This is a genomic window from Corynebacterium sp. AOP12-C2-36 (genome assembly GCF_052379185.1).
In the GTDB taxonomy this organism is placed as follows: Bacteria; Actinomycetota; Actinomycetes; order Mycobacteriales; family Mycobacteriaceae; genus Corynebacterium.
In genome coordinates this window covers 262,114-286,801 of record NZ_JBQSYJ010000002.1, presented here as the reverse complement: position 1 = coordinate 286,801, position 24,688 = coordinate 262,114, and the positions used below count along the sequence as shown (strand labels likewise).

21 protein-coding genes are annotated in these 24,688 nt (G+C 69.3%); 11 read left to right on the top strand and 10 right to left on the bottom strand.

Going from position 1 to position 24,688, the window contains the following annotated elements:
• Nucleotides 1-3: 3 nt before the first annotated feature.
• The gene (locus tag ACT3UN_RS02695; RefSeq protein ID WP_444656259.1) at nt 4-1,131 is read right to left on the bottom strand and encodes a UDP-N-acetylmuramate dehydrogenase; all 1,128 of its coding nucleotides are present in this window, start codon (nt 1,129-1,131) and stop codon (nt 4-6) included.
• 89 nt (nt 1,132-1,220) lie between these two features.
• On the opposite strand from ACT3UN_RS02695, the gene ACT3UN_RS02690 reads away from it, so the two are divergent.
• The 10 genes from ACT3UN_RS02690 (at nt 1,221) to ACT3UN_RS02645 (ending at nt 15,036) form a co-directional block, all read left to right on the top strand.
• Nucleotides 1,221-1,718, top strand: a complete 498-nt coding sequence (locus ACT3UN_RS02690; RefSeq protein ID WP_301442737.1) for a DUF2505 domain-containing protein — start codon at nt 1,221-1,223, stop codon at nt 1,716-1,718.
• A gap of 92 nt (nt 1,719-1,810) precedes the next feature.
• A complete protein-coding gene (locus tag ACT3UN_RS02685; RefSeq protein WP_444656212.1) occupies nt 1,811-2,746 on the top strand; it encodes an LmeA family phospholipid-binding protein in 936 nt (311 codons plus the stop codon).
• A 290-nt stretch (nt 2,747-3,036) separates the two neighbouring features.
• A complete protein-coding gene (locus ACT3UN_RS02680) occupies nt 3,037-4,770 on the top strand; it encodes an acyclic terpene utilization AtuA family protein (RefSeq protein ID WP_441582112.1) in 1,734 nt (577 codons plus the stop codon).
• Complete coding sequence (locus ACT3UN_RS02675; protein ID WP_444656257.1) at nt 4,764-6,362, top strand: acyl-CoA carboxylase subunit beta; 1,599 nt, start codon at nt 4,764-4,766, stop codon at nt 6,360-6,362. Before ACT3UN_RS02680 ends, ACT3UN_RS02675 begins: the two co-directional genes overlap by 7 nt.
• A gap of 26 nt (nt 6,363-6,388) precedes the next feature.
• Complete coding sequence (locus ACT3UN_RS02670; protein ID WP_444656210.1) at nt 6,389-8,467, top strand: ATP-binding protein; 2,079 nt, start codon at nt 6,389-6,391, stop codon at nt 8,465-8,467.
• A gap of 46 nt (nt 8,468-8,513) precedes the next feature.
• On the top strand, nt 8,514-9,671 hold the full coding sequence (locus tag ACT3UN_RS02665) for an acyl-CoA dehydrogenase family protein (RefSeq protein ID WP_301442738.1): 1,158 nt from the start codon (nt 8,514-8,516) through the stop codon (nt 9,669-9,671).
• A gap of 33 nt (nt 9,672-9,704) precedes the next feature.
• On the top strand, nt 9,705-10,454 hold the full coding sequence (locus tag ACT3UN_RS02660) for an enoyl-CoA hydratase family protein (RefSeq protein WP_444656208.1): 750 nt from the start codon (nt 9,705-9,707) through the stop codon (nt 10,452-10,454).
• A 40-nt stretch (nt 10,455-10,494) separates the two neighbouring features.
• Nucleotides 10,495-11,124, top strand: coding sequence for a TetR/AcrR family transcriptional regulator (locus ACT3UN_RS02655; protein WP_301442731.1), 630 nt, complete (start codon nt 10,495-10,497; stop codon nt 11,122-11,124).
• Nucleotides 11,125-11,217: 93 nt separating this feature from the next.
• Nucleotides 11,218-13,095, top strand: a complete 1,878-nt coding sequence (locus tag ACT3UN_RS02650) for an AMP-dependent synthetase/ligase (RefSeq protein ID WP_444656206.1) — start codon at nt 11,218-11,220, stop codon at nt 13,093-13,095.
• A gap of 12 nt (nt 13,096-13,107) precedes the next feature.
• A complete protein-coding gene (locus ACT3UN_RS02645) occupies nt 13,108-15,036 on the top strand; it encodes an AMP-dependent synthetase/ligase (RefSeq protein ID WP_444656204.1) in 1,929 nt (642 codons plus the stop codon).
• Here ACT3UN_RS02645 and ACT3UN_RS02640 read toward each other — a convergent pair.
• The 9 genes from ACT3UN_RS02640 to ACT3UN_RS02600 form a co-directional block, all read right to left on the bottom strand.
• Nucleotides 15,027-15,677 (bottom strand): 2-deoxyribose-5-phosphate aldolase, encoded by a 651-nt coding sequence (locus ACT3UN_RS02640; RefSeq protein ID WP_444656202.1) that lies wholly within the window; start codon nt 15,675-15,677, stop codon nt 15,027-15,029. The two genes, ACT3UN_RS02645 and ACT3UN_RS02640, sit on opposite strands and share 10 nt — an antisense overlap.
• Nucleotides 15,674-15,976, bottom strand: a complete 303-nt coding sequence (locus ACT3UN_RS02635) for a DUF2516 family protein (RefSeq protein WP_301443330.1) — start codon at nt 15,974-15,976, stop codon at nt 15,674-15,676. Before ACT3UN_RS02635 ends, ACT3UN_RS02640 begins: the two co-directional genes overlap by 4 nt.
• A 21-nt stretch (nt 15,977-15,997) precedes the next feature.
• Nucleotides 15,998-17,326 carry a DUF445 domain-containing protein gene (locus tag ACT3UN_RS02630; protein ID WP_301443333.1) on the bottom strand — a complete coding sequence of 443 codons (1,329 nt, stop codon included), beginning with the start codon at nt 17,324-17,326 and terminating at the stop codon, nt 15,998-16,000.
• 111 nt (nt 17,327-17,437) lie between these two features.
• Nucleotides 17,438-17,770, bottom strand: coding sequence for a hypothetical protein (locus ACT3UN_RS02625; RefSeq protein ID WP_301443329.1), 333 nt, complete (start codon nt 17,768-17,770; stop codon nt 17,438-17,440).
• A 123-nt stretch (nt 17,771-17,893) separates the two neighbouring features.
• A complete protein-coding gene (locus ACT3UN_RS02620) occupies nt 17,894-18,643 on the bottom strand; it encodes a succinate dehydrogenase/fumarate reductase iron-sulfur subunit (RefSeq protein WP_301443328.1) in 750 nt (249 codons plus the stop codon).
• Complete coding sequence (locus tag ACT3UN_RS02615; RefSeq protein WP_301443327.1) at nt 18,643-20,679, bottom strand: fumarate reductase/succinate dehydrogenase flavoprotein subunit; 2,037 nt, start codon at nt 20,677-20,679, stop codon at nt 18,643-18,645. The genes ACT3UN_RS02620 and ACT3UN_RS02615 overlap by 1 nt, the downstream gene beginning before the upstream one ends.
• A gap of 28 nt (nt 20,680-20,707) precedes the next feature.
• A complete protein-coding gene (locus ACT3UN_RS02610; RefSeq protein WP_301443326.1) occupies nt 20,708-21,451 on the bottom strand; it encodes a succinate dehydrogenase cytochrome b subunit in 744 nt (247 codons plus the stop codon).
• A gap of 92 nt (nt 21,452-21,543) precedes the next feature.
• On the bottom strand, nt 21,544-22,173 hold the full coding sequence (locus tag ACT3UN_RS02605; RefSeq protein WP_444656255.1) for a response regulator: 630 nt from the start codon (nt 22,171-22,173) through the stop codon (nt 21,544-21,546).
• A gap of 17 nt (nt 22,174-22,190) precedes the next feature.
• The gene (locus ACT3UN_RS02600) at nt 22,191-23,477 is read right to left on the bottom strand and encodes a sensor histidine kinase (RefSeq protein WP_444656200.1); all 1,287 of its coding nucleotides are present in this window, start codon (nt 23,475-23,477) and stop codon (nt 22,191-22,193) included.
• 146 nt (nt 23,478-23,623) lie between these two features.
• On the opposite strand from ACT3UN_RS02600, the gene ACT3UN_RS02595 reads away from it, so the two are divergent.
• Nucleotides 23,624-24,646: an FtsX-like permease family protein gene (locus ACT3UN_RS02595; protein ID WP_441582106.1), complete on the top strand. Its 1,023-nt coding sequence runs from the start codon at nt 23,624-23,626 to the stop codon at nt 24,644-24,646.
• Nucleotides 24,647-24,688 lie beyond the last annotated feature (42 nt).

Sequence of the window (24,688 nt, the reverse complement as noted above, 5' to 3'; positions counted from 1 at the left end):
GTGCTACTCGGGCTCGAGCGTCACGCCGATCCACACCGGCTCGGGCACCAGCGTCACCCCGAAGGTGTCACGCACCCCGTCACGCACCGCACGGGCGAGCTCCACGACGTCCGCCGAGGACGCCTGCCCCCGGTTCGTCAGCGCCAGGGTGTGCTTGCCCGACAGGCCCGCACGGGCGTGACCGGGGACGTGCCAGCCCCGGTCGAAACCGGCGCGCTCGATCAGCCAGGCCGCCGAGAGCTTCTCCGTGTTCTCACCGGCGGCGTCACCGGCCGGGAAGCGCGGCATCGCCGCGGCGTCCTGTTCCCCACGCGACGACGCCACCAGGCGCTGCACCTCGTCGGCCGTCGCCGTGTCGACGACGGGGTTGGTGAAGAACGACCCGGCCGACCACGTGTCGTGGTCGGCGGCGTCGAGCACCATGCCCTTGCCGCGACGCAGCTCGAGCACCATGTCACGGACCTCGGCGGCAGGACGACGCGACGTCCCGTCCTGCGCGGTCACGCCGAGTCGGCGTGCCAGCTCCCCGAAACGCAGCGGGGCGCTGAGCCCGTCGGTGGACAGGGCGAACTCCACGGCGGTGACCACCGCACGCGAGGTGAACTTCAGGTTGGAGTAGCGGTAGCCCAGTTCCAGGGACTCCGGCGACACCCACGAGGTCTCCCCCGTGGAGCGGTCGAACAGCTGCACGCGTTGCAGGGTCTGGGAGACCTCCGCACCGTAGGCGCCGACGTTCTGCACCGGGGTCGCACCGACGGAGCCGGGGATGCCGGACAGGCACTCCAGGCCACCGAGGCCGGCGTCGACCGTGGCGGCGACGAGGTCGTCCCACACCACCCCGGCGAAGGCCCTGACCACGCCGGACGCCGCGTCGATCGCGACGTCCGCCGCGTCCTCCTCGCTCTCGAGCACGACGGCGACCAGGCCCGCGACGTCCTCGCCGACGACGAGGTTGGAGCCGCCACCGACGACGAGCAGGGGGACGCCGGCCTCGTCGAGGCTGCGTACGACCTCGGCGACGGCGTCCGCCGAACGACAGCACAGGGTGTGGGCGGGGGCACCGCCGACCCGCAGGGTGGTCAGGTCAGCGAAGCTGCGCGACGACGTTTCGACGTCATCCCTACTGGTCAGACGCTGTAACGTTGCGGAGGGAACGGAAACTGTTCTCGGCTGGAACGTAAAATCAGGGCGTGGCACACTTATGATGTTAGCCTTTCTGCATGACAACACACATCGAGTCCTCCACGACCGTCAACCACCCGCTGGACAAGGTCATCAAGGCCCTGAGCTCCAAGGAGTACTGGGAGTACGAGGCCCAGAACCTCTCCGAGGTCCCCGGCGAAGTCAACTCCTTCACCGCCGAGCCCATCGAGGTCGTCCTCTTCGAGGTCCTGCCCACCGACGCGCTGCCCGAGGCCGTGCGCTCCATGGTCTCCCAGAACCTGAAGCTCAAGCGCACCGTCACCTTCGGCGACGAGAAGGACGGCGTCGTCAACGGCGACATGGCCGCCGAGGTCAAGGGCGCCCCGGTGAAGTTCGGTGCCGAGCTCACCCTCACCGGTGAGGGCGACTCCACCACCCTGTCCGCCGAGGCCGACATCGACGTCACCATCCCCATGGTCGGCCCGGTCATCGAGCCCAAGGTCGCCGACGCCGTCCGCGACATCATCAACAACGAGAACACCCTCATCGACACCTGGATCAAGGAGAACCTCTGATCCACCCCGTGAACCTGCGGATCACCGCACAATCCACCGGGTAATCGCCGTATACCTGGCGCCGGTGGGTGGTCATGGTTCACACTGGTCCGGTGAGCACTTCAAACAGCACCGGACCATCCGCCACCGGCCCGCAGGGCTGGGGGGCCCAATCACCGCAGGACGGCGGCAACGCCGGCAAGAAGCGGTCGGGCCGGTGGTGGAAGATTCTCCTCGTCGTCGTCATCGTCCTCGCCGTCCTGGCGGCGGTGGCCGAGTTCGGACTGCGTGCCTACGCGAAGAACACGGTCGTCGACGAGATCCGTTCCTCGGCCGAGGAACGCGGCACCGCGCTCACCGAGGACCCCTCGGTGAGCTTCGGCACGTCTCCCCTCCTGCTCGGGCTGCTGCAGGGCAAGATCCCCTCCTTCGAGGCGGACCTGCCCTCCAGCCTGGACGTGTCCTACGAGGACTCCGACCAGTCGCGCCCGGTCGTCTCCGGCCAGCCGGCGATGACGATCAACGCCAAGGACATGTCCACCGAAACCGACAACCCCACCGCCGGTGAGATCACCGTGGACACCACCCTGCCGCCGGACCTGCTCCTCTCGGAGATCCAGAAGTCGCAGGCGGAGGGTTCCGGTGACGACGCCGAGGGCGCCGGCGGCCTGCTCGAGGGCCTCATCGAGGTCACCGGTGTGCAGATGAACACCGCCGACAACACCATGGACCTGGAGATCACCGGCGGCCTGGCGACGCTGAGCATGACCCCGGTCGTCGAGGACGGCGCACTGAACTTCGAGGTGCAGAACCTCCAGATCCTGGGCATGGACCTGCCGGAGTCGATGGTGCAGTCACTGACCGACTCCCTGCAGGAGACCGTCAACGACGTGGAGGGCCTGCAGATCCAGGACGCGACGATCACCGAGGACGGCCTGAAGGTCCAGCTGCACGGCACCGACGTGAGCCTCGACGACGTCTCCTCGTCCACCTCCAGCTTCTCGGAGGACTCGGGGCAGGACTCGGGGCAGACCACCCAGGAGGGCTGACCCCTCCCCGACCTCCCCGCCCCGCGCGGGCATCCCGAGAGAGCAACCCCACAGGTTGGTGCGACCGACCCGTGGGGTTGCTCTCTGCGTCGGGGAGGGTGCGCCGCGGCAGGATCGACGTCCCCCTCCCCCACATGGGGGTGTGATGTAGCGCACATGACACGAATGTTCCAATCGGTCACGCGTGATTGTTTCCGGGTGCTACAACTGGCAGCATGATTTCCGTAGGCGAACCACAGTATTAGCCGTCGGAAGCATTCCACTGCACAGACAACACTCGGAGGCTTTCCGTGAGTGACACCCCACCCGTGAGAATCGCCAACTTCTCCGGCTTCTACGGTGACCGCGACAGCGCGATGAAAGAGATGCTCGACGGCGGTGAGATCGACTACCTCACCGGCGACTACCTCGCAGAACTCACCATGCTCATCCTCGCCAAGGGGATGATGAAGGACCCCACCCTCGGCTACGCCAGGCGGTTCATCGACCACCTGGACTCCTGCCTGGACAGCATCGCCGAGCGCGGCGTGAAGGTCGTGACCAACGCCGGCGGACTCAACCCGTCCGGCCTGGCGGACGCACTGCGCAAGAAGGTCGAGGAGCGTGGACTGGACCTCACCGTCGCCTACGTCGACGGCGACGACGTCCGGGAACCATTACGACCGACTGTTCCTGACGCCCTGTGCGCGAACGCCTACCTCGGGGCGTTCGGCATCGTCGAGTGCCTCGCCGCCGGCGCCGACATCGTGGTCACCGGACGCGTCACCGACGCCTCGGTGGTCGTGGGCCCCGCCGCCCACCACTTCGGCTGGGGCCCCGGCGACCACGACCAGATCGCCGGCGCCATGGCCGCCGGGCACGTCATCGAGTGCGGCACCCAGGCCACCGGCGGCAACTACTCCGGCTTCAACCGCGGCGTCCTCGACGGCCGCCCCGTGATGCCCGGCTTCCCCCTCGCCGAGGTCCACGCCGACGGCTCCTCGGTGATCACCAAGCACGAGGGCACCGGTGGTGCGGTCACCGCCGGCACCGTGACCGCCCAGCTGCTCTACGAGGTCACCGGTGCCCGCTACGCCGGGCCGGACGCCGTCCTGCGTCTCGACCACCTCCGTGTGGAGGACCTCGGCGACGACCGGGTACGCATCAGCGGCGCCACCGGTGAGGCTCCCCCGCCCACCACCAAGGTCAGCGTGAACAAGCTTGGCGGGTTCCGCAACGAGGTCCAGGTCCTGTTCTCCGGGCTCGACGTGGAGGACAAGGCGGACCTGTTCACCCGCCAGCTCGACACCCTCGAGCCGCGCCCGCGCACCGTGGAGTACCGCCTGGAGCGTACCGACCACCCGGACGCGGACACCCAGGCCGCGGCGTCCGCCCGTCTGGTGTGCGTGGTGTGGGACCCCAACCAGGACCTCATCGCCGAGTGGGGCCGCGGCGTGGTCGGCACCGCCCTGGCGTCCCCGCCGGGCACCTTCTTCGACGGGGTTCCGCCGAAGCCCGGTATGTACGGCACCTTCTCGCCCGCCTACGTCGACAACGACGTACCGGTGCACACCGCCAACCTCGCCGACGGCTCCACCGTGACCGTCGCACCGCCGCAGGTGACCGCCGAGCTCGGGTCGTCCTACACCGACGAGCCCGTCCCGGGCCCGGATGCGTCCGGAGAGACCCGGCGCGCACCGATCGGCCTGCTCGCCGACGCGCGCAGCGGCGACAAGGGCGGCAGCGCCAACATCGGACTGTGGACCCGCGACGACGCCGCCTACCCGTGGCTCGTCGAGACCGTCACCCCCGAGTCGGTCCGGCGGCTGCTGCCGGAGACCGCGGAACTCGACGTGGAGGTCTTCGCCCTGCCGCACCTCAACGCGGTGAACGTGGTGGTCCAGGACATCCTCGGCCAGGGCGTGGCCCACGGTGCCCGCTTCGACCCGCAGGGCAAGGGGCTCGGCGAATGGCTGCGTTCGCGCCACGTCGACGTGCCCGTCTCCCTGCTCAACACCAGCAACGACAGTGAGGACGCATCATGACCGCATCGACAGCGGTGGTCCCGGGCTCCGAGGAGTACCAGGCCAACCGGCAGTCCATGGAAGACAAGCTCGGCGAGATCCGGGAGGCCTACGAGTCTGCCTTCTCCGGCGGCGGCGAGAAGTCCCTGGAGAGGCTCCGTAGCCGAGACAAGATGACCCCGCGCGAGCGCATCGACTCCCTGCTCGACCAGGGGTCGCCCTTCCTCGAGCTGTGCACCATGGCGGGCTTCGGCACCGACTTCGCCGTCGGTGGTTCGGTCGTCGGCGGCATCGGCACCGTCGAGGGCGTGGACTGCCTCATCGTGGCCAACGACCCCACGGTCAAGGGCGGCGCCTCCAACGAGTGGACGCTGCGCAAGTGCAACCGTCTGCAGGAGATCGCCCGCAAGAACCGTCTGCCCGTGCTCACGCTGGTGGAGTCCGGCGGTGCGGACCTGCGCAGCCAGAAGGAGGTGTTCGTCCCCGGCGGCGCCATGTTCCGCGACATCACCCAGCTGTCGAAGGAGGGCATCCCCACCATCGCCATCGTGTACGGCAACTGCACCGCCGGCGGTGCCTACATCCCCGGCATGTCCGACCACGTGGTGATGATCAAGGAGCGTTCCAAGGTCTTCCTCGCCGGCCCGCCGCTGGTGAAGGCGGCCACCGGTGAGGTCACCGACGACGAGAGCCTCGGTGGTGCGCAGATGCACACCGACGTCTCCGGTCTCGGCGACTACCTCGCCGTCGACGAGCTGGACGCCGCACGCATCGGACGCTCCATCGTCCGGCGCCTGAACTGGCGCCGCAAGGGCCAGACCCCGTCGACAGACGTCGCCGCCCCGGTGCTCGACGAGGAGGACCTGCTCAGCATCGTCCCCGACGGGCTCAAGGTCCCCTACGACCCCTACGAGATCATCGGACGCTTCGTCGACGCCAGCGAGTTCGACGAGTTCAAGCCCCGCTACGGCTCCGGTCTGGTCACCGGCTGGGCGCAGGTCCACGGCTACCCGGTGGGCATCCTCGCCAACTCCCGCGGCGTGCTGTTCAGCGAGGAGGCGCAGAAGGCCACCCAGTTCATCCAGCTGGCGAACCAGACCGACACCCCGCTGATCTTCATGCACAACACCACCGGCTACATGGTCGGCAAGGAGTACGAGCAGCAGGGCATCATCAAGCACGGCGCGATGATGATCAACGCGGTGTCCAACTCCACGGTCCCGCACATCTCCCTGATCACCGCGGCCAGCTACGGCGCCGGCCACTACGGGATGTGCGGACGCGCCTTCGACCCGCGCTTCGTGTTCGCCTGGCCGTCGGCCCGCTCGGCGGTGATGGGTTCCGAGCAGCTCGCCTCCGTGATCAGCAGCATCAGCGCCCAGTCGGCCCGTGGCCGTGGCCTGGACTACTCCGAGGACGCCGAGAAGCAGCTCTACGACATGCTCAAGACCCAGGCCGACGCCGAGTCCGCCCCGCTGAAGATGTCCGGGATGCTCTACGACGACGGTGTCATCGACCCCCGCGACACCCGTGCCGTGGTGGGTACGGCACTGTCCGCCATCCACTCCGGACCGGTGGAGGGCGCCGACGGCTTCGGCGTCTTCCGGATGTGACGGGCGACAACCAGATGAAGGAAGAAATGACACACTCTGCACCGACGACCATCCTCGTCGCCAACCGCGGCGAGATCGCCCGACGGGTGTTCACCACCGCACGCAACCGCGGCCTGTCCACCGTCGCCGTCTACTCCGACGCCGACGCCAACGAAGCCTTCGCCCTGGAGGCCGACGCCGCCGTCCGGCTGCCCGGCAACGCCCCGGCGGAGACCTACCTCAACGCCGAGGCCGTGCTGGACGCCGCGAAGCGCACCGGCGCCGACGCCGTCCACCCCGGTTACGGTTTCCTGTCGGAGAACGCCGGCTTCGCCCGCGCCGTCATCGACGCCGGGCTGACCTGGATCGGCCCCTCCCCCGCCGCCATCGACGCGATGGGTTCCAAGACCGAGGCCAAGAAGCTCATGGAGGCCGCCGGCGTGCCAGTGCTCACCAACCTGGAGACCTCCGAGATCACCGAGGACATGCTCCCGGTGCTGGTCAAGGCCTCCGCCGGTGGTGGTGGCCGCGGTATGCGCGTGGTGCGCACCATGGACGAGCTGGAGTCCGAGACCGCCGCCGCCGTCCGCGAGGCCGAGAGCGCCTTCGGCGACGGCACGGTGTTCATCGAGCGCTACATCGAGTCCGGCCGCCACATCGAGGTCCAGCTCATGGCCGACAACCACGGTGGCGTGTGGGCGGTGGGCGAGCGCGAGTGCTCGATCCAGCGCCGTCACCAGAAGGTCATCGAGGAGGCGCCGTCACCGCTGGTCGAGCGGGTCGACGGGATGCGCGAGCGGCTGTTCGAGGCGGCCCGCGCCGCCGCCCACGCCATCGACTACAGCGGTGCGGGCACCGTGGAGTTCCTGGCCAACGACAAGGGCGAGTTCTTCTTCCTGGAGGTCAACACCCGCCTGCAGGTCGAGCACCCCGTCACCGAGGCCACCACCGGACTGGACCTGGTGGGCCTGCAGTTCGACGTCGCCGCCGGACTGCCCCTGCCGGCGGAGAACCCGCCGGAGCTGAACGGTTGGGCCGTGGAGGCCCGCGTCTACGCCGAGGATCCCCGCCACGACTACCGGCCGATGTCCGGTGAGGTCCTGCGCTTCGACTTCGACGACGTGGTCTCGTCCTTCGCCGGGCCGCACGTGCCCGGCATCCGGCTCGACGCCGGCCCGGAGGCCCGCCCGGGGTGTCCTGCCGTGGTCGGCGTGAACTACGACGCCATGCTCGCCAAGGTCATCTCCTGGGCACCGACGCGTGCCGAGGCGGTGGGACGGCTCAGCGGCACGTTGCGCCGCGCGCGCATCCACGGCCTGGGCACCAACCGTGACCAGCTGGTCTCCATCCTGGACGACGCGGACTTCCGCGCCGGCGACATCAACACCGCCTTCCTGGAGAAGACCCACCCCGAGGTCTCGGCCATCACGCTCGCCGACGGCGCGGCGGTGGCGGTCTCCGCCTTCGCCGCCGCCGTCGTCGCCGAGGCGGCCACCGCCGCCACGCGCCCCACCAGGCACGTGCGCAGTGGTTTCCGCCTCTTCGGTGACGCCCGCACCACCCACCGCTTCCTCAGCGACCAGGCGCAGAACGAGGACGGTGGCCAGGACGACGACGCGGTGCAGGTCGAGATCGTGCGGTCCTCGCGCTCCACCGGCGCAGAGACCGTCACGCTCGGCGGCGAGCCGGACGTCCGGCTGGTGGAGGTCACCCCGGGCGACGGCGTCACCCGCGACACGGGCACCCCCGCGACCGTCGTCGTCGAGGTGGACGGCATCCGCCGCACCCTCACCGTGCACCGCTACCCCGGTGGCGGTGTCGGCGTGGACTCCGCCCTGGGCCCGGTCACCCTCACCGAGCGGCCCCGCTACGACGACCCGGCCGACATCGTCGCCGAGGGCGCGCTGGTCGCCCCCATGCCCGGGACGGTCACCAGCGTGTCCGTCGCCGTGGGGGACACGGTCACCACCGGCCAGAAACTCATGACGATCGAGGCCATGAAGATGGAGCACACCATCTCGGCCACCTCCGACGGCACCGTGGCCGAACTCGCCGCGGCCGCCGGCGACCACATCGAGACCGGCACCCTGCTGGCGGTCATCGACACCCCCGAATCAGACGACTAACCACCACTTTCCAAGGAGAAAACCCATGTCACAGCCCCAGGTCAGCATGCCCCTCAACGACACCCCCGAGCAGGAGGAGCTGCGCAAGACCGTGCGCGCCCTCGCCAAGAAGTACGGCTACGAGTACATGGTCAAGAAGGCCGACGCCGACGAGTACCCCACCGAACTGTGGAAGGAGGCCGGCGAGCTCGGCTTCGTCGGAGTCAGCCTGCCGGAGGAGTTCGGCGGCGGCGGAGCCGGCCTGCTCGAGCTGTCCATCGTCCAGGAGGAGCTCTCCTCCGAGGGCTGCGGACTGCTGATGCTCGTCGTCTCCCCCGCGATCTGCGGGTCGATCATCGCCGCCTTCGGCACCCCCGACCAGAAGCAGCGGTGGCTGCCGGGCATCGCCTCCGGCGAGTTCATCAGCGCCTTCGGCATCACCGAGGCCGACGCCGGCACCAACAGCCACAACATCACCACCACCGCCAAGAAGGACGGTGACGAGTGGGTGCTCAACGGGTCGAAGACCTTCATCTCCGGTGTGGACCAGGCCGACGCCGTGCTCATCGTCGCCCGCGCCCACGACGAGCGCACCGGCAAGCTCAAGCCCGCCCTGTTCATGGTGCCCACCGACGCCGAGGGCTTCTCCAAGTCCCACATCCCCACCGAGGTGATGCTGCCGGAGTCGCAGTACACCCTGTTCATGGACGACGTCCGACTCAAGGACGAGGACCTCGTCGGCGACAGCGACGCCGGCATCTTCCAGCTCTTCGTCGGCCTGAACCCGGAGCGCATCATCGCCACCGCGATGGCCACCGGCATGGCCCGCTACGCCCTGGACACCGCCGTGAAGTACGCCAACGAGCGCGTCATCTGGAAGACCCCCATCGGTGCCCACCAGGGTCTGTCCCACCCGCTGGCCCAGTGCCGCATCGAGCTGGAGCAGGCACGCCTGATGTGCCGCAACGCCGCCGCCCGCTTCGACCAGGGCGACCTCGACGGTGCGGCCACCGCGGCGAACATGGCCAAGTACGCCGCCGGCGAGGTCTCCGCGCGCTCCATCGACCAGGCCGTGCAGACCCTCGGCGGCAACGGCCTCACCTCGGAGTACGGCCTGGCCCGCATGTACGCCGCCTCCCGCCTGCCGCGCATCGCACCGGTCAGCCGCGAGATGCTGCTGAACTACGTCGCGCAGACCGTCATGGGCCTGCCGAAGAGCTACTGACCGCCCCACGTCCACCCCGAAAGGAGGCCGACCATGGCCATCACCACCAGCACGGAGAACAACACCGCGCGCATCACCATCGACGCGCCGGACCGTCGTAACGCACTGTCACCGCAGCTCATCAGCGACCTCGCCGAGGCACTGGGGGCCGCGGCGCGGGACGACGCGGTGCGCAGCGTGATCCTGGACCACACCGGGACCACGTTCTGCTCCGGCGCGGACCTCGCCGCCGTCGGCGACACCCCGCCGGAGCAGGTCACCGCCAACTTCATCGCGCTGCTGCGCACCATCGTGGAGTTGCCGAAGCCGGTCACCGCGGTGGTGGACGGCAACGTCCGGGCCGGTGGCGTGGGCCTGGCCGCCGCCTGCGACATGGTGTTCGCCTCGCCCGGGTCGTCCTTCGCGACGACCGAGACGCGCATCGGCGTCGCGCCGGCGATGATCGCCCTGACCGTCCTGCCCCGCCTGGCGTCCCGCGCCGCGTCGCGCTACCTGCTCACCGGGGAGCGCTTCGACGCCGAGACCGCCGAACACCACGGATTCATCACCGCGGTGGTCGACGACCCGCACCAGCAGGCCCGCGACACCGCGGAGAACCTGGTGCGCTGCTCGCCGCAGGGGCTGGGGGAGACCAAGGCGATCATCAACCGGGATGTCGTCGACGGTTTCGACACCGGTGCCGCGGCGCTGGCGGAGAAGTCCGCCGAGCTCTTCGCCACGCCGGAGGCGCTCGAGGGGATCACCGCGTTCCTGCAGAAGCGCCCGCCGAACTGGGCCGCGTGAGGTCCGCCCGCCGTGACGACGGTGTTAGAGTGACTGACCAATGACCGAGGAGAGTGGGAGACCGGTGCCGAGCAGGGTGGCCCAGCAGGAGCGCAGCAGGGTGACGCGACGTCGCCTGCTCGAGGCTGCGCTGGACACCCTGTCGGACGACGGTTTCCCCGCGACGACGGTGAGCGCCGTCGCCGCCCGGGCCGGGGTCTCCCGTGGTGCCGCACAGCACCACTTCCCCACCCGCGACTCCCTCGTCGAGGCCGCACTCGAGGAGTTCTTCTCCGAGCGCACCCAGCAGTTGCGTCGCAGCGTCGCCGACCTGTCGACCGGCAGCAACGGCGCCCCCGTCACGGAGGTCCTGGAGCTGGTCTTCGGGTTCTTCAGCAACCGCCCGTTCCACGCCGCCCTGCACATCTGGGCAGCGGCGAGCACGGATGCCAGCCTGCGGGAACTCATCATCCCCGCGGAGGCGCGCTACGGCCGTGAGGTCTACCAGCTCACCGGCCTGGCCCTGAACGCCGACCTGTCCGACCAGCGCACCCGGCGTCTGCTGGGACTGACCCTGGACGTGGCCCGCGGACTGGGGCTCGGCTCGGTGCTGGTGGACACCCGCTCGCACCAGCGCAGCGCACTGGAGACCTGGTCGGCGATCCTCGCCGACATCAAGCGCAACGACTGACGCTCCTCCCCTTCCCGTCGCACCGGCACCACGGGACACGTCCGTCCCGACGTACTTAGGTTTCACAACAATAGGTCTACCGGAGGACCACCCATGACCACGAGCACGGAGGACGACACCGTCGGACGCATGCTGCGCCGACGAATCGCCGACACCCCGCACCGCCGCGCCTTCACCCACCCTACGACCACCACCACCGGTGCCACCGGCACCGACCTCGGCTGGACCTCCGTGACCTGGTCGCAGGTCGGCCGGCACACCGACGAACTCGCCGCCGGGCTCATCACCCTGGGCGTCGATGCCGGCGACCGCGTCGCCATCGCCAGCACCACCCGCTACGACTGGGTGGTGGCAACCTACGCCACGATGTGCGCCGGCGCGGCCACGGTGGCGGTCTACCCCACCACCGTGGCCCGCGACGTCCGGCACATCATCGGCGACTCCGGGAGCTGCGTCGTCTTCGCCGAGGACGCCTGCCAACTGGCCAAGCTCACCGCCCTGCGCGACGAGCTGCCGGACGTCCACACCGTGGTCGTCTTCGACAACGACATCCCGGACCGTCCCGACGACTGGGTGGTGACGCTCGACGAACTCGCCCGCCGCGGGCGCGGGCACCTGCGGGAGCACCCTGACGCCGTCGCCGCACGTACCGACGCCACCGGCCCGGACGACCTGGCCACGCTGATCTACACCTCCGGCACCACCGGCACACCCAAGGGCGTGCTCCTGCCCCACCGGGTGTGGACGGGGCAGGTCCGCAGCATCGACAGGACCGTGAACAGCGGGGACACGCTGCCGGGCATCGACGACAAGCAGTTCCTCTGGCTTCCCCTGGCCCACGTCATGGGCAAGCTGATGATCCTGCTGCCGGTGCACATCGGCTTCGAGACCACGGTGGACGGGCGCATCGACCGCACCGTGGACAACATCGGGGCGAGCCGTCCGACGTTCATGGCCTCCGTGCCGAGGATCTTCGAGAAGGCCTACACCGGCATCACCACGATGACCGCGGAGGCCCCCGGACCGTGGCGGGTCAGGGAGCGGCTGTTCCAGTGGGCGTCCCGGGTGGCGGTCGAGGTCCACGCCGCCGGCGGGGACGGGGCCGGGGACGGGAACGCCGCCTCGACCACACGGTGGCAGCGGCTTCAGGCCCGGCTCGCCGACCGCCTGGTCTTCGCCAAGGTCCGGGCCCGGTTCGGCGGGCGAATCCGCTACTTCATCTCCGGCTCGGCGGCGCTGAACTCCGACGTCGCCCGCTGGTTCGGTGCCGCCGGACTGCCGATCCTGGAGGGCTACGGGATGACCGAGACCAACGTGGCCACCCTCGGTCTGCCGCACACCAACCGGCCCGGCACCGTCGGCGCCGCATTGGACGGCTTCGAGGTGGACATCGCCGACGACGGCGAGATCCTGGTGCGCGGCCCCGGGGTCATGGCCGGTTACCACGACAACCCGACGCAGACCGCCGAGACACTCACCGACGACGGCTGGCTGCACACCGGGGACATCGGCACCCTCGACCCACACGGCCGGCTGCAGGTCACCGACCGCAAGAAGGAGCTGTTCAAGACGTCCAACGGCAAGTACGTAGCCCCGGCCCCCACGGAGGCCCGGTTCAAGGGCCTGTGCCCGGTGGCCTCGCAGATCGTGGTCGTCGGCGAGTCCCGTCCCTACGTGACCGCCCTGATCGCCCTGGACGAGGCCGCACTCGCCGCCTGGGCGCAGCGCACCGGCGTGCCGGGCGACTACGCGGGCGTCACCGCCGACCCGCGGACCCACGCGATGGTGCAGGACTACGTCGACGAACTCAACACCACCCTCAACCCCTGGGAGCAGGTCAAGCGCTTCCGGATCCTGGACCGCGAGCTCTCGGTGGACGACCAGGAGCTCACCCCGTCACTGAAGCTGCGACGCCGCCCCGTGATGGAGCACTTCGCCGCCGACATCACCGCCCTCTACCCCACCACGTGAAGGAGTCCGACCGTGACCACCACCGACCTCACCACCTTCGACCCCGCGATCCGTTCCACCGGCCACCTGCTGCGCGACCGCGTCGCCGCGACGCCCGAGCGTCGCGCCTTCTCATTCCCCGACCCCGCCAATCCTGATACGACCGACCCAGACAAGTGGGTGACCCTGACCTGGGGCGAGGTCGGCCGACAGGCGGTCGAGGTGGCCGCCGGACTGATCTCCCTGGGCGTGCAGCCCGAGGACCGCGTCGCGATCGCCTGCACCACCCGCTACGAGTGGGCGCTCGCCGACTACGGCATCGTCTACGCCGCCGCCGCGACCGTCACCGTCTACCCCACCACCCTGGCCGACGACGTCTGCTTCATCCTCGACGACTCCGACAGCGAGATCGTCTTCGTGGAGGACGCCGAACAGCTCGCCAAACTCACGGGCCTGCGCGACCGCCTGCCGAAGATACGCACGGTGGTCCTGCTGGAGGGCGAGGTGCCCGGGAATCTGCCCGGGGATCTGTCCGGCGAGCTGTCCGGCGAGCTGTCCGGCGACGAATCCTGGGTGATCACCATGGACGACCTGCGCACCCGCGGCCGTGACCGGCTCGTCACCGATCCCGGCGAGATCGACGGGCGCATCGACTCCACCGACCTCCACAACCTCGCCACCCTGATCTACACCTCCGGGACCACCGGCCGCCCCAAGGGCGTGCTGCTGCCGCACCGGGTGCTGGTCTTCGAGGTCCTGGCGATGGCGGGCACACTGGAACGCACCTCCCCGGGCACGAACCTCACCATCGACGACAAGCAGTTCCTGTGGTTGCCGCTGTCGCACGTGATGGGCAAGCTGCTGCTCACCATGCCGCTCTACATCGGGTTCGAGTCGGCCATCGACGGCCGCGTCGACCGGATCGTGCAGAACCTCCCCGTGGTGCAGCCCACGTTCATGGGCTCGGCACCGCGCATTTTCGAGAAGGCCTACAACGGCATCGCCACCATGATGGCCGACGACCCGGGCCCGCTGCGCATCAGGGAGCGCCTCTTCCACTGGGCCAGCCGTGTGGGCTCGAAGGTCTTCGAGGCCGACCACGGCGACGGTTCCACGACCGCCTCCCGCCTCGACCGGATCCAGGCCAGGATCGCCGACCGTCTGGTGTTCTCCACCATCCGCGAACGCTTCGGCGGACGCGTCCGCTACTTCATCTCCGGGTCCGCCGCGCTGAACACCGACATCTCCCGGTGGTTCGGGGCGACCGGGATGATGATCCTCGAGGCCTACGGCATGACCGAGTCCGGCGGCGGCTCCTGCCTGGGCATGCCGGAGGCCTACCGCACCGGACGCATCGGGCGTCCGCTGGACGGCGTGGAGCTGTGCATCGCCGACGACGGCGAGATCCTCTTCCGCTGCGCCGGGGTGATGGACGGCTACCACAACAACCCGGAGGCCACCGCCGAGGCGCTCGACGACGACGGGTGGATGCACACCGGCGACATCGGTGACCTCGACGCCGACGGCTACATCCGCATCACCGACCGCAAGAAGGAGCTGTTCAAGACCTCCAACGGCAAATACGCCGCACCGGCGTTGATGGAGGCCACGTTCAAGGGGCTGTGCCCCGTGGCGTCGAACCTCGTGGTCATCGGCGAGGGACGCCCCTACGTGAGTGCCCTGGTGGCGTTGGACGAGGACCCGCTGCTGGCCTGGGCACAGCGCGAGGGGGTACCCGGCGTCTACGCGCAGGTCGCCGCCGACCCCCGCACCCACGAGATGGTGCAGGACTACGTGGACGAGCTGAATTCCTCGTTGAACAGGTGGGAGCAGGTCAAACGCTTCCAGATCCTGCCGCGTGACCTCACCGTGGAGGACGCCGAACTCACCCCGTCGTTGAAGCTTCGCCGCAAGCCCGTGGAGCGCAACTTCCCGGAGCAGGTGGCGGCGAACTACGCCTGAGGGGTCTCCCCGAGCACGTCACCGAGCGCGTCGGACGCCACGGCGACCCGTCGGGCTCCGGCGCCCAGCGCGCGGGCCGCGTCGGCGGCGGTGCGCACGCCGGTGGCCTTCACGGGCACAGCACCCTGTGCCGCCGCGGCCGTCCATCCGCGGGGCACAGCGACCATGTCCGCCCCGGCGGTGGCTGCGGCGCGGCAGAAGGCCAGGATCCTGTCGTCGCCCAGGGCCAGGTCGGTGTCCGGTCCCCCCACCGCGACCTGGAGCGTGGCCGGGTACGGCACGGCCTCACGCAGGGTGACGATCTCGCTGATCAGTGCGTTCACGTCTGCGGCGACCACGTTCGCGGCGTCCACGACGGCGTGGACCTCGTGGGCGCCGTTGACGATCGACATGTGCGCTTCACTGCCCTTGACCAACGGGTGGTGTTTGCCGCTGGGGTACCCGGCGACGGCGACCAGGCGCAGGTCCTCCGGGACGTCGCGCAGCGGGAACAACGTCGGCGGCAGGCACACGGCCGCACAGCCGTGGGCCGTGGCCTGCCCGGTGACCCGGGCGGCGTCCTGCCGGGTGGACGCGGGGTCGAGCATCACCAGCTCGACCCGGGAGGGGGCGACGTGGGAGGGGTCGAAACCGTCGGTCACTGTGCGTTACCGAGCACGTCGCGGATCGACGGGCGGATGTCCTGCCAGTAGATGCCCACGATCACCGCGCCAGCGATCCAGATGAAGCTGATGAACGGCCCGAGCACCAGCACGCCCACGGCGGTCCCGCCGAGCAGCAGGAGCCAGTTCTGCTTCGACCGGTCGATCACGGTGAAGGCGTCGTCCCGGGTCATGGCGACCTGGATCGCACCCCAGACCGCCCCGACGACCACGAGGACCAGGAAGCCGACCTGGAGATAGGCCAGGCCCTTGAACGCCATGTTCACAAGTTCAATCATGGCTACCGAGTCTATCCGACCTCACATGACCGTGAACAGCAGCTCGGAGACCGTGTAGATCGTCAGACCCGCCAGGGACCCCACCACGGTGCCGTTGACCCGGATGAACTGGAGATCCTTGCCCACCATCAGCTCGATACGGTCACTGGCCTCGTCGGCGTCCCAGCGTTCCACGGTCTCGCCGATGATGCCGGTGACCTCGCCGGCGTAGTTCTCCGCCAGGTAGGACGCCGCGCGCACGATGCGCGTCTCCAGGGAGTCCCGCAGCTCCTGCTCGGTGCGCACCCGGGTGGCGAAGTCGGTGACCCAGGTGACGATCTTCGTGCGTAGCAGCGAGTCCTCGTCGCGGGCCATGGTCGTCAGGGTGGAGCGCACCGACTCCCACAGGGTGCCCGGCAGGGCCTGCACGGTCGGCGAGTTCATGATGTCGCCCTTGAGGTTCTCCACCCGGGTGATCATCGCCGGGTCGTGCTGCAGGTCCTGGGCGAGCTGGCCGATGAACCGGCGGATGGCGTGGCGGGCCTCGTGCTCGGGGTTCTCGCGCACGTCGCCGGTGAACTGCACGACCTCGCGGTACACCCGGTCACCGACGAGGTCGCGGACGAACCGGGGCGCCCAGCTCGGTGTCCTCTCGTCCAGCAGACGGACGATGAGGTCCTCGCTGTCGCGGGCCTTGTCGTCCAGCCACACCACCACCGCGTCAACGACGGGTTCGGTGCGTCCCTCGCTGATGAGCTGTTCAAGCCCACGGCCCAGCGGCGGGCCCCAGGTCGGTTCGGAGACCTTGTCGATCACCAGGGTGCGGATCAGCTGTTCGGCCTCCGCCGGGTCCACCCCGTTGACCACCAGGTCCACGAGGCGGCATGCCTCGGCACCGGTACGTTCGGCACCTCCCCCGTCCAGCACCCAGTCCGCCGCCCGCTCGGGGATGCGCGCCTGTCCGAGTTTCTCGGTGATCAGCGCGGCATTGAGGAAGTTCTCGCCCACGAAGGAGCTCAGGGCGTGGCCGACCTGGTCCTTCTTGCGTTTGATGATCGCGGTGTGCGGGATCGGGATGCCCAGCGGGTGGCGGAACAGGGCGGTCACGGCGAACCAGTCCGCCAGGGCGCCGACCATGCCGGCCTCGCTGGCGGCGCGGACGTAGCCGGTCCAGCCGCCGTCGCGTCCGGTCGCCTCCAGCCAGCGGCACACGAGGTAGATCAGCGTGGCGATAACCAGCAGGCTGGTGGCGAAGGCCTTGTGCCGTCGCAGGTCGCGGCGCCGTTCGGCCTCGGACTCGGGGGACGGGCCGGGGACGGCGAGTCGTCCGTCGGCGGTGCTGGTGTTCTCAGGTGTCGTCACCCGCCCCATTATTCCACCCGTGACGGACATGGCTCGACCCCCGTCCCGCCGGCGCTGTCTGGCAGCTGGCGGAAAACGGGGGTCGGAGGCCCGCTGGAGGTGCGGGAGGAGGCTGGTGCGTCAGAAGACGCGGCCGGTCTCCTTGCGGTAGTTGCGGGTACCGGTACGGCCGATGTGGATGCCGATGAAGGAGGCGATGAGCAGGACGAAACCGACGGCCCAGCCGACGATGCCGATGGTCACGCCGTTCTCCTGCGCGTCCACGCTGGCCGCGGCGAAACCGAAGATGCCGACGCCCATCAGGGAGACAGCCAGCATCAGCAGTGCCATGGACAGCCAGGTCGTGGCACGCTGCAGCGAGGAGTGCGGTGCATCCCAGCTGGACGGCACGTAGCCGTCGAGGTAGTCCGGCGAGGCCGAGAACTTGCCCTTGGTGTCGAGATCTGCGGACATCGTCATCCTCTTTCGTCTTTCGGTGTGCCCGGCGCCCTTTTCTGCCCGGGTGACGTGATGATTCTAGCGCACGGGTGTCGGCGGGTGCCTACTCCCGATGCCCGGGGGGAATCCCCCGGGGTGCTAGTCGGCCTTGCCGCGGATGGCGGCGCGGGCACGCTCCTTGGTGATCGCTGCGACGGCGGTCAGCGGGATACCCGCCGGGCACACGTCGGCGCACTCGCCGTAGAGCGAGCACGGGCCGAAGGTTCCCTCGGCCTCGTCGACCATGTTCTTGGCACGACGGCCACGCTCGGTGCGACCCAGCGGGGACAGCGTCATGTGCACCAGCTTCGCGCCGGTGAACAGGTGCGAGGCACCGTTCGGGCAGGCGGCCACGCAGGCGCCGCAGCCGATGCAGGCGGCATGGTCGAGGGCGAGCTCGGCGTCCTCGTGGTTGACCAGGAGGCTGTCGGCGTCCGGTGCGGTACCGGCGGCCATCGAGACGAAGCCGCCCTTCTCCATGACGCGGTCCAGGGCGGACCGGTCGACGACCATGTCCTTGATCACCGGGTACGCCGCGGAACGCAGGGGCTCCAGCTTGAGGGTGTCACCGTCGGTGAAGCTGTTCAGCCGCTGCTGGCAGGCCGGCTTGTTCTTGTCGGGGCCGTGGGGACGACCGTTGACCTGCAGACCGCAGGTGCCGCAGATACCCTCACGGCAGTCGGAGGCGAAGGCGAAGGGCTCCTTGCCGGCCTCGACGTACTTGGAGTTCACGTGGTCGAGCAACTCCAGGATGGACATTGCCTGTTCGGCATCGGGGACCTCCACCGACTCGAAGTGTCCCTCCGAGGTGTGGTCCGCCTGACGCCAGATCTCAAGATGCAGTTTCATTACTTGTAGTTCCTTGTCATCAGCGGGATGCGGTCGAAGTACAGGGGCTCCGCGTGACGCACGAAGGTCTCCGGCTTCTCGCCCGGCTCCCAGGCGGAGACGAAGCACCATTCGTCATCGTTACGCTCGGCCTCGCCGTCCTCGTCGAGGTGGTCCTCGCGGTAGTGGGCGCCACAGGACTCGTCACGGTCCAGGGCGTCGACGCACATGAGCTCACCGAGGTCCAGGTAGTCGGCGACACGCAGGGCGTTCTCCAACTGCTGGTTCATCTCGTCGCGACCACCGGGGACGAAGACGTTCTCCCAGAAGTCGGCGCGGACCTTGCGGATCTCCTCGATGCCGGACTGCATGCCCTCGACGGTGCGGGCCACGCCGCAGCAGCGGTAGAGGATCTCACCGAGCTGGCGGTGGTAGTACTCTGCGCCGTGCGGGTCGGAGCCACGGATGTTGAGGATCTTGTCGATACGCTCGTCGGCGCGCTTGAGCGCGTCCTTCGCTGCGTCCGACTCGGCGTCCGGCACGTCCTGGCCCAGCAGCGGGGCGATGTAGTTCGGGACGGTGAACGGCAGGGTGAACCAGCCCTCCACCGACGACGACAGCAGCGAGTTCGCACCCAGGCGGTTCGCGCCGTGGTACATCCAGGACGACTCACCGGAGCAGAACAGCCCCGGGATCGAGGTCATCTCGTGGAAGTCCGTCCACAGGCCACCCATGGTGTAGTGGCAGGTCGGGGCGATGCGCATCGGCTCCTTGTAGGCGTCGTCACCGATCGCCTCCTCGTACATCTGGATGAGGTTGGAGTAGCGCTCGCGGATGGTGTCCTCGCCCAGCTTCTTGATGGCGTGGGTGAGGTCCAGGTACACCGAGTTCTTCTTCGGGCCCACACCGTAACCGCCGTTGATCTGCTGCGCGTTCGCACGCGAGGCGATGTCACGGGGCACCAGGTTGCCGAACGCGGGGTAACGGCGCTCGAGGAAGTAGTCGCGCTCGTCCTCGGGGATGTCGTTGGGGTGGCGCTCGTCGCCCTTGGTGGTGGGGGTCCAGATGCGGCCGTCGTTACGCAGCGACTCCGACATCAGGATCGTCTTCGACTGCCAGTCCGAGTTGACCGGCAGGCCGGTCGGGTGGAACTGCACGAAGGACGGGGACGCCATGTAGGCGCCCTGGTCGTAGGCACGCATGATCGCGCTGGCGTTGGAGTTCTTGGCCAGCGTGGACATGTGGTACACGTTGCCGTAACCGCCGGTGGCCAGCACCGTGGCGTGCCCGGTGTGGGTGGACAGCTCGCCGGTGATGATGTTTCGGGTCACGATGCCCTTGCACACGCCGTCGTCGACGATGATGTCCTGGACGTCGGAGTGGGTGAAGATCTCCACGTTGCCGGCACCGATCTGACGGTACAGCGCGGCGGTGGTCGCCAGCTGCAGCTGCTGACCGGTCTGTCCACGGGTGTAGTAGGTGCGGGACACCTGCACACCACCGAAGGAACGGGTGGCCAGGGTTCCGCCGTACTCGCGGGAGAACGGGGCACCGATGGCGTTCATGTGGTCGATGACCTTGCCGGACTCCATGGCCAGGCGCCAGCAGTCGTTCTCGCGGCACCGGTAGTCACCGCCCTTGACGGTGTCCTTGGTGTGGTTGTACGTGGAGTCGTTGTCCAGCTTCTTGGACCGCGAGGAGTTCACGCCACCCTGCGCGGCAATGGAGTGCGCGCGGCGGGGGCTGTCGTGGTAGGTGAACACCTTCACGTCGTAGCCGAGCTCACCGAGGGCGGCTGCGGCGGCGCCACCGGCCAGGCCGGTGCCGACGATCAGGATGCGGAACTTCGCACGGTTCAGCGGCGAGACGAGCTTGAAGTGCTCCTTGTCGAACTGCCACTGCTGCTGCTGGCCGACCTCGTGCGGCGCGTTGTCGCCGATGGTCTTGCCGACGGCCACACCGTCGACCGAGGACTTCGGCGAGGTGAAGGCCTGCAGGGCCTCGTCGTAGTCGAAGTCCGGGGTCTGGTTGTGGGGGTGGGGCTTACTGGTTCCCATAGTCTCTTCTCTCTTCCTAGTTCCCGGACTAACTCACGACGCCGAACATCACCATCAGCGGGATGGAGATGTTGCCGATCATCACGACGGCGGGGAGCAGGTAGGCGATCCACAGCATGACCTGACGCGTGCGGTGGCCGGTGATCCCCAGGTCGGAGGACGCGGTCCAGATACCGTGGCTCAGGTGCAGGAAGAGGACGAGCATGCACAGGATGTAGAAGATCGCGACGACGGGACGCTCGAACGAGGCCACCAGGTTCGCGTAGGCCTCACCGTGCTCGAAGACGTTCGACGCCGCCGGTTCCGCCCCGATGGTCAGGTCGAGGATGTGGAAGATGATGAACAGCAGCAGCACCATACCGGTACCCAGCATGGAGCTGGCGGTGAAGGTGTTCAGGCCACCGACCTTGCCGGTGCGCTTGAAGGCGCCGCGGGACTCCCGCGAGCGCTTCTTCAGCGCGAAGGCACACCACACGTGCAGGACCAGGGCGACCAGCAGGACCACGCGGGCGATCCAGAGGAGACCCTCGCGCGGGATGAGCGGCTCGCCGACCTCACGCAGGAAGTGGGCGTACTCGTTGAAGTGGTCGGCACCCGTGTAGACCTTCAGGTTTCCGACCATGTGGACGAGGACGAAGAGGCCGAAGATGATGCCAGTCACGGCCATCGTCAGCTTCATCGCCCAGGAGGGGAAGCCCGGCTTCTCCCTCAGCGGTTTGATGGAAATTTTCCCGTGCTCGATTGCCGCGGGATCGTCGTATTTAACAGTCATGGCACCTCCAGTGTCATAGACACTGTACGACCCTCATAGTGGCAAGTACCAACCGACCCCCGCCCTCGTGAAGAAGATCACAGTTGACCTCCTCATCCTCCCCCGAGAAGCCCCCGTGAGCGGGCCTCGGCCACCGCGGCGGTCCGATTCTCGACACCCAACTTCTGATAAATATGTATCAGATGCGTCTTCACCGTGGCCAATGAGATCACGAAGCGCGAGGACAGCTCCCGGTTGCTCGCCCCCGTCGCCAACCCCGCCAGGATCTCCAGCTCCCGCTGCGACAACGCCTCCCCCGACCCGCCGGACGTGGTGGTCCGGCTGACCTGCTCGGCCAGACGGGCGGCGATCTCCGGGGGAAGCGTCCGGCGTCCGGCGGCGGTGTCGAGGACGGCCCGGTGCAGGACCTCCTCCGGGGCGTCCTTGAGCAGGTAGCCCAACGCCCCGGCCTGCAAGGCGTCCATGATGTGGTGTCCGGTGTCATAGGTGGTGAGCACCAGGACCGGCGGGCCGCCGGCGGCGGTGTTGCGCCGGGTGGCCTCGATACCGTCCACCCCGGGCATCTGGATGTCGACGACCAGGACGTCCGGGACGGGGTCGAGCTCACCCACCTGCGCGACGTCGGCACCGTCGGACCCCTCGGCGATGACACGGACGTCATCGAAGGCGTCCAGGATCGCGCGCAGCCCGGCGCGCACCACCGGGTGGTCGTCGACGAGCATCACTGTGACGTTTCCGCTCACCGGCCCGCCTCCACGTCTGGCAGGTCGGCGGGCAGGTCGACACACACCCGGGTGCCCTCCCCCGGCGCCGCGGTCACCTGGAGACGACCGCCCAGGTCGGCGGCCCGGAGACGCATACCCACCAGGCCGAAGCCACCGTCCTGCGGTGGGCGCGTCGCGTCCTCAGACTCCGGCGCATCCGGCGCCTCGGCCCAGCCGCACCCGTCGTCCTGCACGCTCAGGGTGAGCCGGTCACCGGCGCGGCCCAGCTCGACGCGCACCCGCGTGGCGTCGGCGTGACGGACCACGTTGGTCAGCGACTCGCGCACGATGTGCACCACCGCGTCCTGCACCGCAGAGGGCAGCCCCGCGGCCGACCCGAACTCCTCGGGCACCACGAGATCGACGTCGAGGAGATCGCCGAGGGCGCGTTGACGTGCGACGACGTCATCGACGATGCGGCCCAGCACCGTGGCTGTGTCGTGTACCCGCCCGCCGGCGGCGAGGTCGCGGATCAGGTTGCGCGCCTCCCCGAGGTTGTCGGCGGCGGTGTCCTCGATCAGCGACAACTGCCCGAGCGCGTCCCGCGTCCGGTCCTGACGCACCGCCGTCGACGCCGCGCGCGAGAGCAGCACCACCGCATTGAAGCCCTGGGCGAGCGTGTCGTGGATGTCCCGGGAGATCCGCTCGCGCTCCTCCAGGCGTCCGGCGTTCTTCTCCGTGGCCAGCAGACGGTCGCGGGTGGCGTGCAGTTCCCGCACCGTGGCCAGCTGCCGCTCCGCCTCCGCCGCCAGCAACCGGTAGGTGCGGTAGGCGCCGGCGGCGAACAGCACGCCGATGCCCGGACCGACCGCGGCGGGCACTCCCCCGCCCTGCCCGGTCAGCATCGGCACGAACGCACCGACCGCCCACGCCGCCGTCAGCACCGCCACCTGCACAGTTACCTGCACCGTGCGGTGGCCTGCGGGGCGCCCGTCGAGCACGGCGAGGATCAGGAACGCCAACGGGAACAGCAGCCACACCGCATGGTGGCTCAGCGCCGTCGCCGCCGTCCACGCCACCAGCAGGACCGCCAGCCACCACGGTGACCACCAGCGCGGAAGCGCCGTCACCGTGCCCGCCGCGTACACCGCCACGAGCAGCAGGATCACCACCACCGCCGCACAGCCGCGCAACGTCGGCGCGCCGGAGACCACGTCGACGACCACGCGCACCAGCGCGAACAACGCCAGGGCGACGAAGACCACGTGAAGCGTCACACGCAGGGTGCCGAGGATCTGCGGCAGGGAGGTTCGGGGGTTCACGTGTCCCGAGCCTAGGCGAGGCGCCACGGCGGGGACATCGACCGATCGGTTGATCCGAAGTTCAGTTCTCCGGTCGATGTCCCGCACCCCGCCGCCCGGCGACGATGAGCACATCGACTCCACCCCACAACCACAGGAGGACACCCATGTACCTGGGCCTCAGAGACATCGCCGCGGCACGGGGCCGCTTCTCGTTGATCACCTCGGTCGTCGCCCTGATCACGCTGCTGCTGGTCATGCTCACCGGGCTGACCGGAGGGCTGGCCGACCAGAACACCTCCGCGCTCAAGGCCCTGGGCCCGGACCGGTTCGTGTTCGGCGGCGAGGTGTCGTTCACCTCCTCCAGCATCACCCCACAGGACGAGAAGGCCTGGCAGGACGCCCTCGGCGCCTCCTCGGTGGTGCCCTTGGGTGTGGCCTCCACCCGCCTGCAGGTCCCCGGCGACGGGCAGGACGCCCTGGCGTCCGTCACGCTGATGGGGCTGCCGTCCGGCACGGCCGTGCCCGGCGGCGAGGTGCCCGCCCGCGGCGTCCTGCTGCCCGACGAGCTCGGCGGCACGGCCGACACCGTGCACCTGAACCACCAGCCCGTCGCCTGGGCCGACATGGACACCTGGGCGCGGATGACCGGGGCGGACGGGCCGTCCTCCCCCACCGTCCTGATGGTCAGCGGTGACGGACCGGGCGGTGCAGTGGACGATGACCGGTTCGACGCCGTCGCCGAGGCCACCGGCACCACCGCCGTCGGCGTGGAGGACTCCTTCGCCGGACTGCCCGCCTACCAGTCCGAACGCGGCTCTCTGCTCGCCATCCAGGGGCTGCTCTACGGCATCTCCGCGCTGGTCGTCGTCGCCTTCCTCAGCGTGTGGACGATCCAGCGCACCCGCGACATCGCCGTGCTGCGCGCCCTCGGGGCGTCCACCGGCTACGTGGTCGCCGATGCCGCGGTGCAGGCCGCGGTGATCCTCGCCGTCGGCGTGGTCGGCGGCGCCGCACTCGGCGGGGTCCTCGGCGCCCTCGCCGCCGGGACGGTGCCCTTCGCCGTGTCGGCCGCGACCTTCCTCCTCCCACCCGTCGGCGTGTTCGTGCTCGGCATGGGCGGCGCCCTCGTCGCCATGCGCCGGGTGTCCACCGTCGACCCCCACCTCGCACTAGGAGCATCAGCATGACAACCAGCACCAGCAGCAGCACCGAAACGATCACCGACACCT

Excerpts from the sequence above, each read along its gene's own strand:
- ACT3UN_RS02605 (WP_444656255.1), bottom strand. The coding sequence starts at position 22,173 with ATGCTCGTCGACGACCACCCGGTGGTGCGCGCCGGGCTGCGCGCGATC.
- ACT3UN_RS02655 (WP_301442731.1), top strand. The coding sequence starts at position 10,495 with ATGACCGAGGAGAGTGGGAGACCGGTGCCGAGCAGGGTGGCCCAGCAG.
- ACT3UN_RS02630 (WP_301443333.1), bottom strand. The coding sequence starts at position 17,326 with ATGGGGCGGGTGACGACACCTGAGAACACCAGCACCGCCGACGGACGA.
- ACT3UN_RS02625 (WP_301443329.1), bottom strand. The coding sequence starts at position 17,770 with ATGTCCGCAGATCTCGACACCAAGGGCAAGTTCTCGGCCTCGCCGGAC.
- ACT3UN_RS02610 (WP_301443326.1), bottom strand. The coding sequence starts at position 21,451 with ATGACTGTTAAATACGACGATCCCGCGGCAATCGAGCACGGGAAAATT.
- ACT3UN_RS02635 (WP_301443330.1), bottom strand. The coding sequence starts at position 15,976 with ATGATTGAACTTGTGAACATGGCGTTCAAGGGCCTGGCCTATCTCCAG.
- ACT3UN_RS02690 (WP_301442737.1), top strand. The coding sequence starts at position 1,221 with ATGACAACACACATCGAGTCCTCCACGACCGTCAACCACCCGCTGGAC.
- ACT3UN_RS02595 (WP_441582106.1), top strand. The coding sequence starts at position 23,624 with ATGTACCTGGGCCTCAGAGACATCGCCGCGGCACGGGGCCGCTTCTCG.
- ACT3UN_RS02620 (WP_301443328.1), bottom strand. The coding sequence starts at position 18,643 with ATGAAACTGCATCTTGAGATCTGGCGTCAGGCGGACCACACCTCGGAG.
- ACT3UN_RS02650 (WP_444656206.1), top strand. The coding sequence starts at position 11,218 with ATGACCACGAGCACGGAGGACGACACCGTCGGACGCATGCTGCGCCGA.
- ACT3UN_RS02665 (WP_301442738.1), top strand. The coding sequence starts at position 8,514 with ATGCCCCTCAACGACACCCCCGAGCAGGAGGAGCTGCGCAAGACCGTG.
- ACT3UN_RS02615 (WP_301443327.1), bottom strand. The coding sequence starts at position 20,679 with ATGGGAACCAGTAAGCCCCACCCCCACAACCAGACCCCGGACTTCGAC.
- ACT3UN_RS02670 (WP_444656210.1), top strand. The coding sequence starts at position 6,389 with ATGACACACTCTGCACCGACGACCATCCTCGTCGCCAACCGCGGCGAG.
- ACT3UN_RS02660 (WP_444656208.1), top strand. The coding sequence starts at position 9,705 with ATGGCCATCACCACCAGCACGGAGAACAACACCGCGCGCATCACCATC.